Origin of the sequence: Actinoallomurus sp. NPDC052308 (assembly GCF_040679195.1) — a bacterium.
GTDB lineage: Bacteria > Actinomycetota > Actinomycetes > Streptosporangiales > Streptosporangiaceae > Actinoallomurus > Actinoallomurus liliacearum.
Genome location: NZ_JBFAUM010000032.1, coordinates 5,140 through 19,681 on the forward strand (window position 1 = coordinate 5,140; position 14,542 = coordinate 19,681).

Annotated in this window: 8 protein-coding genes and 1 pseudogene; all 9 read right to left on the reverse strand. The window is 69.9% G+C overall.

Annotated elements, in window-relative coordinates; all coding sequences use genetic code 11:
• Positions 1 to 2,882, reverse strand: a pseudogene (locus AB0L00_RS39625) (hypothetical protein); the annotation flags it as partial.
• Entirely contained in the window at positions 2,879 to 6,994 is a 4,116-nt protein-coding gene (eccCa, locus tag AB0L00_RS39630) for a type VII secretion protein EccCa (RefSeq protein WP_364442738.1), read from the reverse strand. The gene eccCa and the pseudogene AB0L00_RS39625, both read right to left, overlap by 4 nt.
• A gap of 80 nt (positions 6,995 to 7,074) precedes the next feature.
• Entirely contained in the window at positions 7,075 to 7,581 is a 507-nt protein-coding gene (locus AB0L00_RS39635; RefSeq protein ID WP_364442740.1) for a hypothetical protein, read from the reverse strand.
• 30 nt (positions 7,582 to 7,611) lie between these two features.
• Positions 7,612 to 8,883 (reverse strand): WXG100 family type VII secretion target, encoded by a 1,272-nt coding sequence (locus AB0L00_RS39640; protein ID WP_364442741.1) that lies wholly within the window; start codon positions 8,881 to 8,883, stop codon positions 7,612 to 7,614.
• Between the two features lie 123 nt (positions 8,884 to 9,006).
• Positions 9,007 to 9,636, reverse strand: coding sequence for a hypothetical protein (locus tag AB0L00_RS39645; RefSeq protein WP_364442742.1), 630 nt, complete (start codon positions 9,634 to 9,636; stop codon positions 9,007 to 9,009).
• Positions 9,637 to 9,649: 13 nt separating this feature from the next.
• Positions 9,650 to 12,382: a right-handed parallel beta-helix repeat-containing protein gene (locus AB0L00_RS39650; protein ID WP_364442743.1), complete on the reverse strand. Its 2,733-nt coding sequence runs from the start codon at positions 12,380 to 12,382 to the stop codon at positions 9,650 to 9,652.
• A gap of 4 nt (positions 12,383 to 12,386) precedes the next feature.
• Positions 12,387 to 13,733: an EsaB/YukD family protein gene (locus AB0L00_RS39655; RefSeq protein ID WP_364442745.1), complete on the reverse strand. Its 1,347-nt coding sequence runs from the start codon at positions 13,731 to 13,733 to the stop codon at positions 12,387 to 12,389.
• A 36-nt stretch (positions 13,734 to 13,769) separates the two neighbouring features.
• Entirely contained in the window at positions 13,770 to 14,084 is a 315-nt protein-coding gene (locus tag AB0L00_RS39660; protein ID WP_364442746.1) for a hypothetical protein, read from the reverse strand.
• Between the two features lie 34 nt (positions 14,085 to 14,118).
• The gene (locus AB0L00_RS39665) at positions 14,119 to 14,484 is read right to left on the reverse strand and encodes a WXG100 family type VII secretion target (protein WP_364442748.1); all 366 of its coding nucleotides are present in this window, start codon (positions 14,482 to 14,484) and stop codon (positions 14,119 to 14,121) included.
• Between the last annotated feature and the right edge of the window lie 58 nt (positions 14,485 to 14,542).

Sequence of the window (14,542 nt, forward strand, 5' to 3'; positions counted from 1 at the left end):
TTCGCCGTGAACGGTGGCGTGCCGTCCTCGTTCAGGCGCTGTACCTGTTTCGAGATTTGATCACGCCGTTCATGACCCGAGACCCCCGGGATGTTCTCGCTTTCCGGGTTGCCTGGCCCCAATCGCCTGTCAACGCCTTCATAGCCCGATGACTTGCCACTGGATGTCGATGGATCACCGACCGTCTTGGACCGTGGTTTCGCCGTGAACGGTGGCGTGCCGTCCTCGTTCAGGCGCTGTACCTGTTTCGAGATTTGATCACGCCGTTCATGACCCGAGACCCCCGGGATGTTCTCACTTTCCGGGTTGCCCGAGCCCAACCGCCTACCGACCCCCTGGGAATCCGACGACGTCGGCGAACCGGCCGACGACTTACCACTGGATGTCGACGGATCACCGACCGCCTTCGACTCCGGTTTCACCGTGAACGGTGGCGCGCCGTCCTCATTCAGGCGCTCTACCTGTTTCGAAACCTGATCACGCCGCTCATGACCCGAGACCCCCGGGATGTTCTCACTTTCCGGGTTCCCCGCACCCAACCGCCTACCGACCCCCTGGAAACCCGACGACGTCGACGAACCAGTCGGCTTGTCGCCGACGATGGTGGGCTTGCTCTGCTCACCGCCGGTCGACGAAGACGGACGATCTCCACCCGGAATACCGGTCGGAGGCACCTCCGCACCCGGAACCACGTGCCCAGGATCGGACGGCGGAGGCGTCGGCTGCGCCTGCGGCTCCGTCCTGTTCACGACCGCCGTTTCGTCACCGGGACCGCGGGAACCGGGCGAGCCCTGGGCGCCACCCGTCTTCGGCGCCTGACCGCCCGGAGGCGTGGCGGCCGGAGCCGACGACGTCGGAGCTTCTTGATGTCCCGACGCGCCGCTGGACGGCCCACGATCACCTGACGTCGACGGCCGCAACGACTCCGGCGGCGCACCCTGCTCGCCGCCGCTGACGCCGGCCTTGCCCTGCTGACCACCAGGCGTCGAATCCGGTTGGGCCTGATGACCCGAAGGCGTCTTCGAGAGGTTCGTGTCCGGCGAGGGACCGCCGGTCGGCCGCTGAGCCTGCGGGTGGCTCACCGGAGCGGACGCGCCGCCTTCACCCGGAGCGCCGGTCCGGGGCGCCTCCGCGCCCGGCATCACATGCCCGGGATTGGACGGCGGAGGCGTCGGTGCTGCCTGCGGCTCCGGCCTGTTCACGACCGCCGATTCATTGGGGGACCCCGGCGAACCGGTCGAATCCTGGACGCCGCCCGTCTTCGGCGCCTGACCGCCCGGATGCGTGGAGGTGGGGCCCGAGGTGGTCGGAGCGTCTTGGTGCTCGTTCCCTCGACCGGCGGGAGTGAGGTTGTCCCGCCCACCGTTCAGGGCCGGAGCCGACTGGTCGTGACCGGCCGTCGGGGCACTCGTGATCGGTGTCTCGGGAGACTCCGCTGGCCCCGACCGCAGACCGGAAGGACCATTGTGAGCGCTCGCCGGGGGAATCTCCTGATGCCCGGATTCTCCACCGGACGGCCGGACATCACCCGCCGTAGGTGGTCTGGCCGACCCCGACGTCGTCGGCGACGCAGGCTCCTTCTCCAGGTTGCTCGGCGGCACGGTGCCATCGCGCCCCGTGTCGCTCGGCGCGGCAGTCGGGTCGCCGTACCCGTTCCCCGCCCCCTTGGGCTGCGCGACCGGCCCCTCACCGTTCGCGGTCGGGCCCGGCTTGGCCGGGCCGCCCGAAGAGCCTGTCGGGCCCGGCGGCCGCACGTCCACCGGCCCGCCCGGACGCGGCACACCCGGCGCCGGAGGCGGCGCGTTCTCGGCGGCCTGCGAATGCCCGCCGAGCACTTCACCCGGACGCGGCGGAGCGATGGCCGGGGCGCCGTGCGGGCCGGCCACGGCCGGCGGATGGGACGTCGGACGTGCCTCCGCGCCCGAGTGCGGGCCGCTGGAGGTGAGTCTTTCGCCCGCGGACGCGGTCTCCGGCGTGCTCGTGGTCGGCGTGGGGTGACTGTCGGCGATGCTGCCGCCTCCAGCGGGGGCGTTTCCTCTCGCGTCTCCGGCATTCAGGCTCACGTCATGCGGCGTGACCGACTCCGGGATCCTGGAGTTGTTCGCATGGGGGTTCCCCGCGCTGCTGGGGTTGCTCGGAGCGGTGCCATGGGGGCCGGGCTTGGGCATCGGAGGAGTCCCCGGCAGATGCCCGGCGCCACCCCTGAAACCCGGGTTGGAGAGGCGGCCGAAATTGGTGGCCAGGATTCCGCCGAGAGCGGCGCCCAGCCCGATGTTGATTCCCTCGCTCGTCCCGTTGATCGTGAAGTCGTTGTGCGCGGCAGCGGAGGCCAGGCCCAGGTCGGCCATGTCGAAAACGAACGATGCGGCGGCTCCGGCGGCCGCGCCTGCGGTGAATTCGAGTGCCGTCATCGCCACGGGCCCCAGCCTTTCGGCGATCTGGGACAAGACGCTCACGAGGCTGGAGAGAACGCGGGCCAGAACGCTGGCGGCAGCCCCCAGCGCGGCCCCCACGGGCAACGCGACAATGGTGAGAACGAAGCCGAAGATCTGAGCGAAGAACGCCGTGTTGTCGTCCTTGGCCATCTTCTCGGCTTCTTTTTTGATGTTGTCGGCGTAGGCGTTGATGGCCTCGCCGGTCTTCCACGCCGCGTCGGCCGCGTCGTTCAGCACGACCGACATCTGGTTGACCCAGACGTCCTGGGCGGTGGCGAAGGCGTCGCCCTTCCACGCCAGGGCACCGATCTCATCGGTGAAGTTCAGCTGCTCGGCGTACAGGCTGTCGCCCATTTCGATCCACTGATTGCCCAGATCGTAGATCGCGTTCACATCCAGGTCACCGACATAGTCGGTCCAGCTGGAGAGACCGTGGCCGTCGCTCATGACCGCACCTGCTCCGCGGACTCGGCCGGCCGGGGCTCGTACGTCAGCGGCTCGGTCTCCTCGTCGACCGCGGTATGGATCAGAATCGGTTCCTGCCTTCTGCGGACCAGCACGCCCCGCCCGGGGACGCGCTGCGTGGCGCGATGGTCTCCCAGCAGGGCCCCTTCCCGGGGGTCACCGGACAGGATCAGTCCGTCCGTGCCGAACTCGCGCAGCCGTCCCAGCAGCGGATCGGACATCAGGGAACGTGCGGCTCCACCGACGCGGCGGGCGAGCATGACGTGGAAGCCGAGCTCCTCGCCCTGGGTGACGAAGCCGGAGAGCGGCGCGAGCGGGCCCCGGTCCGGGCCGTTCGCCACCAGGTCGTAGTCGTCGGCGACCAGGTAGAACTCCGGTCCCTCCCACCAGTCGCGGTCACGGAGCCGACCCGCGGTCAGACCGGCCGGCGGCATCCGTTCCTTCAGCTTGTCGGCCACCTGCTTGACGAAGGCGGCGGCCAGGTCCGGGTTGGCGGCGTACGCGCCGACGTACGGCTCGGGCACGACGTCCAGGAGGCTGCGGCGGTAGTCGAGGACGATGAAGCGGATGTCCCACGGGGAGTAACGGCGGGCCATCCCCCGCATCCAGGCGCGCAGGAACGAGGTCTTGCCCGAGCCGGAGTCGCCGAAGAGGAGGAAGTGCGGCTGGCCGTGGGTGAGATCCAGGCCCACCGGGTGCAGATCCGTCTGCGCCAGGCCGATGGGCACCTCGCTGTCGGACAGCCCGGCCCCGTCCCCCTCCCAAGGGTTCGTGGCAGGGCCGACGGCGGCGATCGTGTCGAGTTCGGTGACGGTGAGCCGCTCCGGCAGCACCTTCAGCGGCGGTGCCGCCGGTCCTTCCGCGGCCGTGGTGATCGCGGCCACGAGGTTCCGCTGGGCCTCGGCGAGGTCGTCGATGCCGTCGCCGCCGTCGAGCCGGGGAAGGGCCACGTGGAAGGAGAGTCCGGGCGGCATGAGGCCGCGGCCGGCCGGTATCCGGCCGAGCCGCCGGGCCTCCTGGCGGTTGATCTCCGACTCCGCGGGGTCGTTCATCCGGAGTTCGAGACGTCCGGGGATGCTGTCGCGCAGCGCCAGGCGGATCTCGGCCCAGCGGTTGGCGGTCAGGATCAGGTGCACCCCGACGCCCAGACCGCGCGTGGCGATGTCGACAGCGATCGCGCTCGCGTCCTCCCACTCCGCGTGCAGCGCACCCCAGTTGTCGATGACGAGGACGATGTCGGCGGCGCGCACCCCCGGCGGCAGTTCGCCGTTGTCGCGTCGCCGCCGGAAGTCGGCGGCGGACTGGATGCCCAGGTCCTGGAACATCCGCTCCCGCACCGCGATCAGGCGGTTCACCTCGGCCAGGACGCGTTGGACCCGTTCGGTGTCCCGCCGTCCGGCCACTCCTGACACGTGCGGGGCGCCGTGCAGGGCGTGCAGCGCGCCGCCGCCGTGGTCGATGCAGTAGAACTGCAGCTCATCAGGGGTGTGGGTGAGCATCGCGCTGATCAGCGCCGTGCGCAGGAACGTGCTCTTGCCGCTCTGCGGCGCGCCGACCAGGGCCAGGTGCCCGTGGACCCCGGCCAGGTCCAGCACGACGGGACGCTGCTCCTGCCGGGCGGGCAGGTCCGCGACCGCGACGGGGAACCTCAGCTCCCCGCCCATCGACCACGCCGCACTCTGCAGACCGCGTCCGGGCACCCGGGTGAGCGGGGCGAGCAGCGCGTCGAGCGGGAAGTGCGCCGGCAGCGGCGGGAGCCACACCTGGTGCGTCGGCGCGCTGCTCGCCGCGAGTTGTTCGACGACGACCTGCAGCTCGGTCGTCCCGGATCCAGGGACGGGGGTGACCGCGGGCTCGGGCGCCGTGTCCTCCGGTGCGGGCGGCGTACGCAGCCCGAACGGGACCGGTGCGATCGGCTGCCTTCGGCTCTTCTCCGCGGCGGGGTCCTCGTAGAGCCGGGAGACGTGTGCGACCCGGAACCGTTCGTAGATCGACTCGTCGACCTTCAGGTAGGCCGAGCCGGGGATGGAGGGCAGTTTGTACGCGTCGGCCGTGCCGATCACGGTTCGGCTCTCGGCGGGGCTGAAGGTGCGCAGGGCGATGCGGTAGGACAGGTGGGACTCCAGGCCGCGCAGCCGGCCTTCCTCCAGCCGCTGGGTGGCCAGGAGCAGGTGCATGCCCAAGCTGCGGCCGACGCGGCCGATCTGCACGAACAGGTCGATGAAGTCCGAGCGCTGGGACAGCAGCTCCCCGAACTCATCGACGATGATCATCAGGTACGGCAGCGGCGGCAGCGGCGCGCCGTCCACGTCCGTACCACCGGCTGCCTGTTTCAGCTGGTAGTCGCGGATGGAGTCGATGTTGCCCGCCTGCCGCAGCAACTGCTGCCGGCGCTGCTGCTCTCCCACGAGCGCGACCCGGACGCGTTCGACCAGGGACAGGTCGTCGGCCAGGTTGGTGATCAGACCCGCCACGTGCGGCAGCCCGGTCAGGCCCGCGAACGTCGCGCCACCCTTGAAATCCACCAGGACGAAACCCAGGTGTTCCGGCGAGTGCGTCATCGACAAGCCGGTGACCAGGGTCCGCAGCAGTTCGCTCTTGCCCGAGCCGGTCGCACCCACCACCAGCCCGTGCGGCCCGATGCCGCCTTGCGCCGACTCCTTCAGATCCAGGACGAGGGCCTCACCGTCGGCGGTCACGCCGACCGGGACCCGCAGGAGTTCTTCATCGTCGGGTGCCCGCCAGGCGGCGGTCGGGTCGAGTGACGTGACGTCGATGCCGAGCATGGCCGGCAGCGACACGGACTGGGACAGGACCTGCTCCTGCTCGCCCGTGAGCCGCAGCGGCGCGAGCGAACGGGCGATCCGGGACCGCAGCGCGGGCGTCATCCGGTCGACGGCCGCGTCCCGCACGGTGCTGTGCAGCCCGGCGTTCGCACCCTCCAGCCTGAGGTGGCCCCGTGCGTCGAGACGGACCCGTACGTCCACCCGCTCCGGCTCGTGTTCCTCGGCCGTGACCAGGCAGACCACCGTGATGCCCAGGTTCGGGCCCGCCTCCGCGATCAGACGCTGGGCGAGGGATGACCGGGTCCAGGGCGCGCGCGGGTCGTAGTCGTTCAGCACGACGACGAGCCGCCGCCGCGGCCCTTCCTGAGCGGCCATGGACACCAGCCGCGTGCCCCGCTCCGCCCGGGCCGCCACGGCCCGGTCCAGCGCGCCCTCGAGGTAGTCCGCCAGGCCGACCAGGTCCTCGGCGACCAGCGGGACGACCTCGACTCCGCGCTCCCGCGTGTCCGGTTCATGGGTGTGCGGAAGCCACTTGACCCACTCCCAGCGCGCGTCGCCGGAGGTGACGACCGCCACCTGCACGTCGTCCGGCGCGTGCAGCGTGGCGAGTTGGCACAGCAGCGCGGTGGCCGCCGCCTCGGTCTCCGCGGCGGGCCCCAGCAGGCTCACCACGCCGGCCCGCCCGGCATCGATCCACGCCGGTTGCCGGTCGACCGTCTTGTGGGTCTGGACGAGGTCCTCGGCGGCGTGCAGAGAGCGGGGGTCGTACTCCACCGTCGGATCGGATCGCCTGGTGGTCGTGAGGGTGATGGCCAGCGGCCCCTCTCCCGTGCCGATGCGCAGGTGGAGAAAGTCGGAATCCTCCGGTCGCCGCTCCCATACGCGGCGCCGCCGGATCGCGATCGCCCACAGCCGCTCCGGACTCGGGTACACCCAGGCCGCGGCGAACCGCTGCACCTGGGCCACTTCCCGCGCCTGCCGGCGGATCCCCGCCAGGTAGTCCAGGTAACGCTCGCGCTGGTGCTGCTTGGCCTGGCGGGTCCTACCGCGCATCTGCATCCGCATGGCGATGCTCAGGCCCGCCGACGTGACGACGAACAGGATGCCCAGCATGATCATCCACTGCCGGCCGGTCGAGATGAGATACGCGGCCATGCTGATGCTGGTCAGCAACGGCAGCAGCAGCGAGAGCATGGTCGACATACCGGCCGGCTGGGGCGACTGCGGCGGTGCCGCGATGGCGACCTTGTCCTCCGGCACGGGTGGCGGTGCCACCCGGGCGGGACGATGGAAAGCGATCCTGCTCATCGATTGTGCTGCCTCAAGGTGAGATCGTCGCGGCGGCGGACGGGGACGCGGCCTGTCCGCCGCCGTTTCGGCGATCGCGATCAGTTGTTCGGGTAGTCGGCCGTGATGGCGCTCTTGTTCGTGTCCATCACGTCCGGGGGAATGTCGTCCGAAGGCTTGCTGGATCCGCCCTGACCATCGGTCGGGAGGCTGCCGGCGAACTTCGACCAGGCGCTGATGATCCCGAACTCGGCCTTGTTGTAATTGTTGACGGCCGTGGCGATTCCCTGGGCCATGGCGTTCAGTACGCCGTCCTCCGGCCTGTCCTCGCTGCCGAACACCTCACCCATGACCGCGGTCCATCGGCTGCTGAAGTCGTCCGCTTCCTTCTGGGTTTCGCCCTGCCAGTTCAAGTTCAGCGACTTGAGCGTGTCGCTGATCCGTCCGACGTAGTCCGCGACAGCGTTGGCCAGATCGTGGAGCTGCTGCGCCGTGTCGTGCAGTCCCGACGGAGAGACATACGTCTCTTCGGCATGATCATAGTCAGTGTGAGTTGGACTCGTTAGGATATAAGCCACCTCAGCGGCCTGCGACGGGGAAATAGCCATCTCCGGTACATCCTCCTTCAGATCCGCAATTCAGTGGTGAGATCGTGTCCCGCCCGAGGACCCCGGCGAACCAGAGCCTGCCGCCACCGAAGGCACCACCTTCTGGCTCTGGCGCCCGCTGGGAGTCATGTTCTGCAGGTTCTGGGATTCGGCCTGGTAGTAGTTGTCGTAGGACTTCTGCATCCGGTCGATCATCTCGTCGAGGATGTCCATCAGGTCGGACGAGGCGTCCTTGTACCAGTCGCGGACGGGGTCGAAGGTATTCTTGGCGGGACCACGCCAGAAGGCGGACAGTTTCTCCGGCCGTATCTTCGAATCGATCAGATCGAGTGTGGTGGAGATGTTGTCCTTCTCCCGTTTTATGGTGGCGATTGCGTTCAACAGCTCCGGCAGGTCGACACGCCACGCCTGAGGCGTCATATAGCGCGAGCCGTCGGAAAGCGCGATCGAGCCGTCCTTCGGGTCATAATTTCCGTGGACGATCCCATCATCGGATACGACGTAGACGCCGTCGCCGTTGTTCGGCGTGAAGATGCCGGTGCTCGTGTCGGTGGAGCCGTGGAGCACGGTGCCGTCCGACAGCGCGATGGTGCTGCCGTCCGCGGAGTAGAAGTCGCCACCCATCTGCAGGCCGTACAGGGTGGTGCCGTCGGGCAGGGTGTGCGTCGTGCCGCCGGCCACGAATTGGCCGTCCGGCGTGCTGATGCCGTGCTCGACGTTCCCGTCCTTGTCGAGGGCGATCTTCCCGTCGTCGGAGATCCACCCGCCATCGGTCGTGTCAGTGCCATAAAGCACCTGACCATCGACCGTACGCTGCGAATGAAACTGTCCCCGATCGTCGACATGCCCGTGCTCGACCGTGCCATCGGACCGGACCGCCAGCGACCCGTCCTCCGAATAGAACACACCGTCCTGGACGCTGCCGTAGACCTGCCGGCCATCGACGGTGCGCACCTCACCGTTCGGCAGGAACTGCTTGGTGCCCGGATCGGTCAGCCCATGCTGAACGACACCGTCCTTGTCGAGGGCGATCTTCCCGTCGTCGGAGATCCACCCGCCATCGGTCGTGTCAGTGCCATAAAGCACCTGACCATCGACCGTACGCTGCGAATGAAACTGCCCCTGATCATCGAGACGCCCGTGCTCGACCGTGCCATCGGCCCGGACCTCGATCGACCCGTCCTCCGAGAAGAAGACACCGTTCTGGACGCTGCCGTAGACCTGCCGACCGTCGACGGTACGGACCTCACCGTTCACCAGGAACCGACCGGTCGTCGGATCCGTGATGCCGTGTTCGACCACGCCGGAGGGCGAGACGTACGTCGTCCCGTCGTCTGAGATCTGTCCGCCGTCGGCGGTCGCCTGTCCCGACATCAGTGCGCTGTCCGTTCTCTCATACCGAAGACCAGTCCGTGCGTCGACGCGTCAGCCGGTGACCTTGTTCGGCGGCGGCGGGGGGAACGCCGAATGCCGATCGGCGGCGGCGTAGACCTGACCGGAGTGGTTCACGAGGGCGATGTACTCGCCGACGAGTTCGAGTGATCCGCCGACCTGGTGGAGCGTCGCGTGCTGGATGGGATTCATCTGGTCCGCGTACTGTTTCGCCGGCTCAGCGAAATCCGACGGCGAAGTCCAGTCCTCCCCGGTTCCGCCCCATGTTCCGTCAGAGTAATTGAAATTCATTCCATCGTGCTTTACCGTTGAGTTCTGCCCGAAAATGCTTCCTTCGGTGGACTGGACCTTCGATCGCAGTTTTTCGTATTGGTCGACCAGTTTGCGAGCCCTATCCAGCATCTCGTTGACCTGAGTGCCGAGCGCTTCATAGCCGACCTTGAAATCCCCAGCGTCACCCCCCGATGCATCCCCGCCGGGAGAGCCGCCCGAGTCCTCATCGATGTCCTTCGGGTTCACGTTGAAGGACGGGTGGGCGGCCCAGGCGACCTTGAGGTCCGGGGAGGCCTGATCTCCCGTACCCGGCTTGTAGTCGCTGTCCTGGCTCGGCGCGTCCGGGTCGTAGGGGTCCTCGTCGTACTTCGATTTGATCGGGTCGGTCATGTGCCCTCCTTGCTCACACCGCCTCGACCGGCGGCAGATCCGCCGGTAGAAGCGTCGTCAGATCGCCGGCGGCGGCCGCGTCCAGGTCGTCGGCGATTCGCTGCGCCTGCCGTTCGGTCATCAGCTGGAACACCTGGCGCGCGGTCCGCCCGTTGCCGAACTGCTCGCCCCTGGGCAGTTCCTCGAAGAGGCGGTGCAGCGCGTCGACGGTCTCCGGAGTGCAGGCGTACTGGTGGGTGTCGGCGTGGTACTCCACGATCCGTACGAGTTCGTCGGGCCGGTAGTCCTCGAACGTGAGCGTGCGGTTGAAACGCGATCCCAGGCCGGCGTTGGACGCGAGGAAGCGCCGCATCTCCCCGGGATAACCGGCGACGATCACCACGATGTCGTCGCGGTGGTCCTCCATCAGCTTCACGAGAGTGGAGATCGCCTCCTGCCCGAAGTCGTTCGGCTGGGCGTGCGGCACGAGGGAGTACGCCTCGTCGATGAACAGCACACCGCCGAGCGCCCGGCGGAAGACCGCCTGCGTCTTCGGCGCGGTGTGACCGACGTACTCGCCGACCAGGGCGCCGCGGTCGGCCTCGACGAGATGGCCGCGCTGGAGCAGGCCGAGCGCGTGCAGGAACCCGCCGTACAGCCGGGCGACGGTCGTCTTGCCGGTGCCGGGGTTGCCGGCGAAGACGAGGTGACGGCTGAGCGGCGGCGGGGGAAGCCCCGCCTCCTTGCGGACCTTCACCATCTGCATCAGTTTGGTGAGGCCGACGACGTCGCGTTTGACACCGTCCAAGCCGACCAGCCGGTCCAGCTCGGCGCGCAGCTCGGCGAGCCGTTCCTCGGGGCTCACCGCCGCGTCCTCGTCCGCGTCGGCGGCGGTGGTCCCGCCGGCGCCGGGCGTGCGTACGGACACCACCGCGCCGAGGGCCGCGGTGGGGGCGCCGCCTTGCGGCAGCGTCGCCTCGCGTACGCCGTCCGAGCGGCAGTCCTCGATGACCGGCTCGGCGCCGTCGCAGACGACGAGGTCGTGGTCGCCGCCGGTCACGAAGCAGCGGCGCAGCACCGGAGTGGCGGCCGCCTCGACGTAGATCGCCGGGAATCCGGCGTCGGAGATCCGGCAGTCCTCGAAGACCCCGGCGGCCTCTTCGGCGAGGAAGACGCCGTTGCGGGCGATCCGTTCGACGGTCAGCCCCCGCACGCGCGGCCGGGTGCCCTTTCCGACGTAGAGACCGCTGCCCTCGACGTCGGTCATCGTGCAGTCGTCGATCCGGGCGGTGGCGCCGGCATCGAGAAAGACACCGGTCGAGCGGGTGCGCTGGACGCGCAGACCGTCGATGACGGCGCCGCTGCCGGGGCCGACCTCCAGGCCGACCTCGGCGACGGCGGAGATCTCGCAGTCGGCCACCAGCGGCCGGTGGGTCGTGCGCAGGCTGATCCCGGTCTGGGCACGCTCGACGCGGCAGTCGCGAAGGGACGCGTCGCCGCCGTCCACGAAGACGCCCGTCATCCCGGCGTCCTGGACGCGGGTGCCCTCCGCGGTCAGCTCGGCCTGCTCGCACACGCGGATCCCGTACTCGGGGGTGTCCTTGACCCGGCACTCGCTCAGCGTCGCGCGCGCTCCGCCGCCCAGGTGGACGGCGGTGTACGCGCTGTCGGAGATCTCGCAGTCGGCCAACGTCACCTGCGCCTGGCCGGTGGCGTACAGGCCGTTCGCGGAGGTACGGGCGAACGTGGCGCCCCGGGCGCGGACCGTGGCGTCATCGGCGACCGCGAGACCGCTGTCCGCGACGTCGACGACCCGTACGCCCTCCAGCTCCAGCGTCCCGGCGCCGGACGCGAAGATCGCCGCTCGCTTCGTGTCGTGGATGTGGCACTTGTCCAGGACCGCCGCCGCCTCGTCCTCGGCGAGCACGCCGGTCCCCGCCGTACGGAAGATCTCGCACCGGCCGAGGAGGATCGCGTGCGAACTGGAGGTCCGTGGCTCCTGGGCCGACGCCGCGTCCCTCCGCTGCTCCGCGTCGCCGCGTGCGGCCGCGCGTCGCCCCGCCGTGCCGCTCAGCCGTACGCCCTGCGCGCCCGTGTCGTACAGGCGGCACTCGTTCAGCACCAGCGCGGACCGGCCCTCGGCGTGGACGGCGGCGGCGTGGGTGTTGCGCACCTCGCATCGGGTGAACCGGCCGTGCGCGGTGCCGGTCAGGTGGACGCCGCGTACGCCGGCGCCGTCGATGAGCGCTCCGGTGCACTCGACCCGCGCGTCGTCGTCCGCGGCGATGGCGTCACCGCCGGCGGACAGCACCGAACAGTCCTCCAGCACCGTACGGCTCGTGCCGGTCAGGCGTACGGCCACCGCGTCGGCGCCGGTGATGGAGCAGCTCTTCAGCGTGACCATGGCGTCGCCGGTGACCTCGACCCGGCCACCGGTGATCTCACAGCCCTGTGCGGCCGGCGCTCCGCCGCGTACGAGGATCGCCGCCTCGGCCGGCGCGGTGCCCTCCACGGTCAGGTCACGGAGGACGGGCTTACCGCCGTGCACGGTGACGGCGGGGCCGCGGGCGGCGACGATCCGCACGGTGCCGGGCCCCTTCTCCGCCACGAGCGTGACGTCCCGGTCCAGGACGACGCTCTCCCCGTACGTCCCGGGCTGGACGGAGACGGTCGAGCCCTCGGCGGCCGCGCGCACGGCGGCGCCGATCGTGCTGTGCGCGCCCCAGCCCGATCCGACCCGTTCCCACGAGGACTTCTTCGTCAGCACGGCGTCACATCCGCCCGCCCGCCCGCATCAGGGCCCCGAAGACACCGAAGACACCGGCGGCCAGCGGCACGCTCAGCGCTCCCAGGAAACCGGCGAGCGGCCCCGGCCAGCGCCACCTCTCGCCGAAGTCGACCTGCTGGAGAGAGCTGCGGAAGCACAGCGCCAGGCCGGACCAGACCACGACGACGCCGACGACGATGAGCGCCAGCGGTCCGGACCAACCCGGAGCGTCCGCGCCGAGGAGCCGGCCGGGCGCCCGCAGGGCCAGGGCGACCAGACCGGCGGTGCCGCTCAGCAGGACCGTCGCGACGATCGCCGTCAGCCGCGACGAACCGGCGCGGCACAGCAGCGCGAGACTCAGGCACAGCGCCAGCCCGAGCGCGAACCAGTCGTCCGAGGTGCTCAGCACGACCAGGCTCGCGGCGATCACCAGGCAGCACACGCCGTTGAGGAAGACGAGCAGCCCTTGAACCCGCCGCACCGTCCGCTCGACGTTCTCCATCTCCGCGGGCCCCGGAGGCATCACGGCGGCCTGCGCGGCGATCCGCGGCAGCGTGCCGAGGATCAGGAAGGCCACGACCGCGACGATCGCCGCGCCCTCCACCAGGTCGACCCGCAGCACGGCGCAGACCACGCAGAGGACCAGGACCAGCCCGCAGAGCAACTGCAGCGTCATCGTGGCCGTGGACGGGGCCGCGAGATACGCGGCGAACGCGCCGAGCGAGGCGGCGAACGCGGCCACGACCAGCCGGGTCGCCAGGCCCGGCACCGGCAGGGTCATGACCGCGCCGGCGAGGAGCGGACACGCCGCGGCGGCCATCGCGAGACGCAGCGCCGTCGGCACCGGCCAGCTCTTACGGCCGGCGGTCCACGCGAGCAATGCCCCGACCAGGCCCGCGGCGAACAGCGGCAGACCTGCCGCGATGGCGCCGGTCGCCCCACTGTCGGCGCAGAGCGCGCCGGCGGCCGCGAGCAGGATCAGCAGGCCGATGCCCAGCGTGGTGTGCGCCCGCGCACGTGCCTGCCACATCGTGCCGTCATCGCCGAGCTCGGCGATCTGCTCATCGATCTCGGCGACGACGGGCCCGTCGAGTTCGCCGGCGAGGACGTCACGGAGGTAGAGCGTCTCACCGTCGAGCACGCCGACGGACTCCAGCGAAGCCCCCGGATCGAAGGGCTGTGCCCCCGCCGGCGCGAGCGACCAGGCGGACGGCATCACGTCCGAATCGGGCTGCCCGCACAGGCCGGCCACCATGGGGACGTACTCGGCGATCGGGGCGTGCGCGGGCACGGCGAGATCCACCTGCCCGCGCTCGCCGACGACCGTGATCCGGCACCGCTCATCGGCCACCGGAGCGTCCTCGCTTCCTCGGGTGGTCGGCCATGGTCAGTGCTTCCAGGTCTGGATGTTCGACCATTCGGCGTCGGTGTAGTTGCCCCAGTTGACGTTCATCGCCCGGGCGATCTGGCCGAGCACGCCGTCCGGGCCGAACAGCCCTTCGGCGGCGACGTTCCACTCCTGCTGCAGGCCCTCGTAGTAGGACGCCGCCTGGCTCTGCGTCCACGCCTCCTGCAGCGGCGCGAGCTTGCCCTTCAGCGTCTCCAGTTGGCCCGCGATCTCGGCGGCGCGGCCGTTGAGCCAGCCACCGGCGGCGCCGAGTCCCTCACCGACGTAGATCTGCGTACCGTCGACATTCGACATGACGTCTCCCTCTCGGTTACCGGTCGCTCGTTGCTCAGACCAGGTTCGCGGCGGCGCCACCGCCCGGCAGGCCCGACTCGATGTCGGCCAGGTTGGTGAGGTTCTGCTGCTCGGAGTCGCGGTAGTTGACGTAGTTGCCGTGCAGGCCGTCGGCGATGCCCGTCAGCGCGTCGTGCAGCATCCGGGCGAGAATGTCGTACTCGGCCATCAACGCGACGAAGCGGTCGTGCGCCACGCCGCCCCAGACCGCCTCCAGGCTGTTGACGTACGTCTTGATCTCGGCCAGCTCCGACTGGATCTCCGAGGCGGTGTTCCTCGTGTCCGTCGCGGCATTGGCCAGGTACTCGGGGGTGACCCGATAGGTCACACCGCCCACGGTCACAGACGGATCGTTCGCCATCGCGGCCGCCTTCCTCGAAAAGATCGGTTCTCGGGATTCGGCTGCTCGCAGGTCAGCC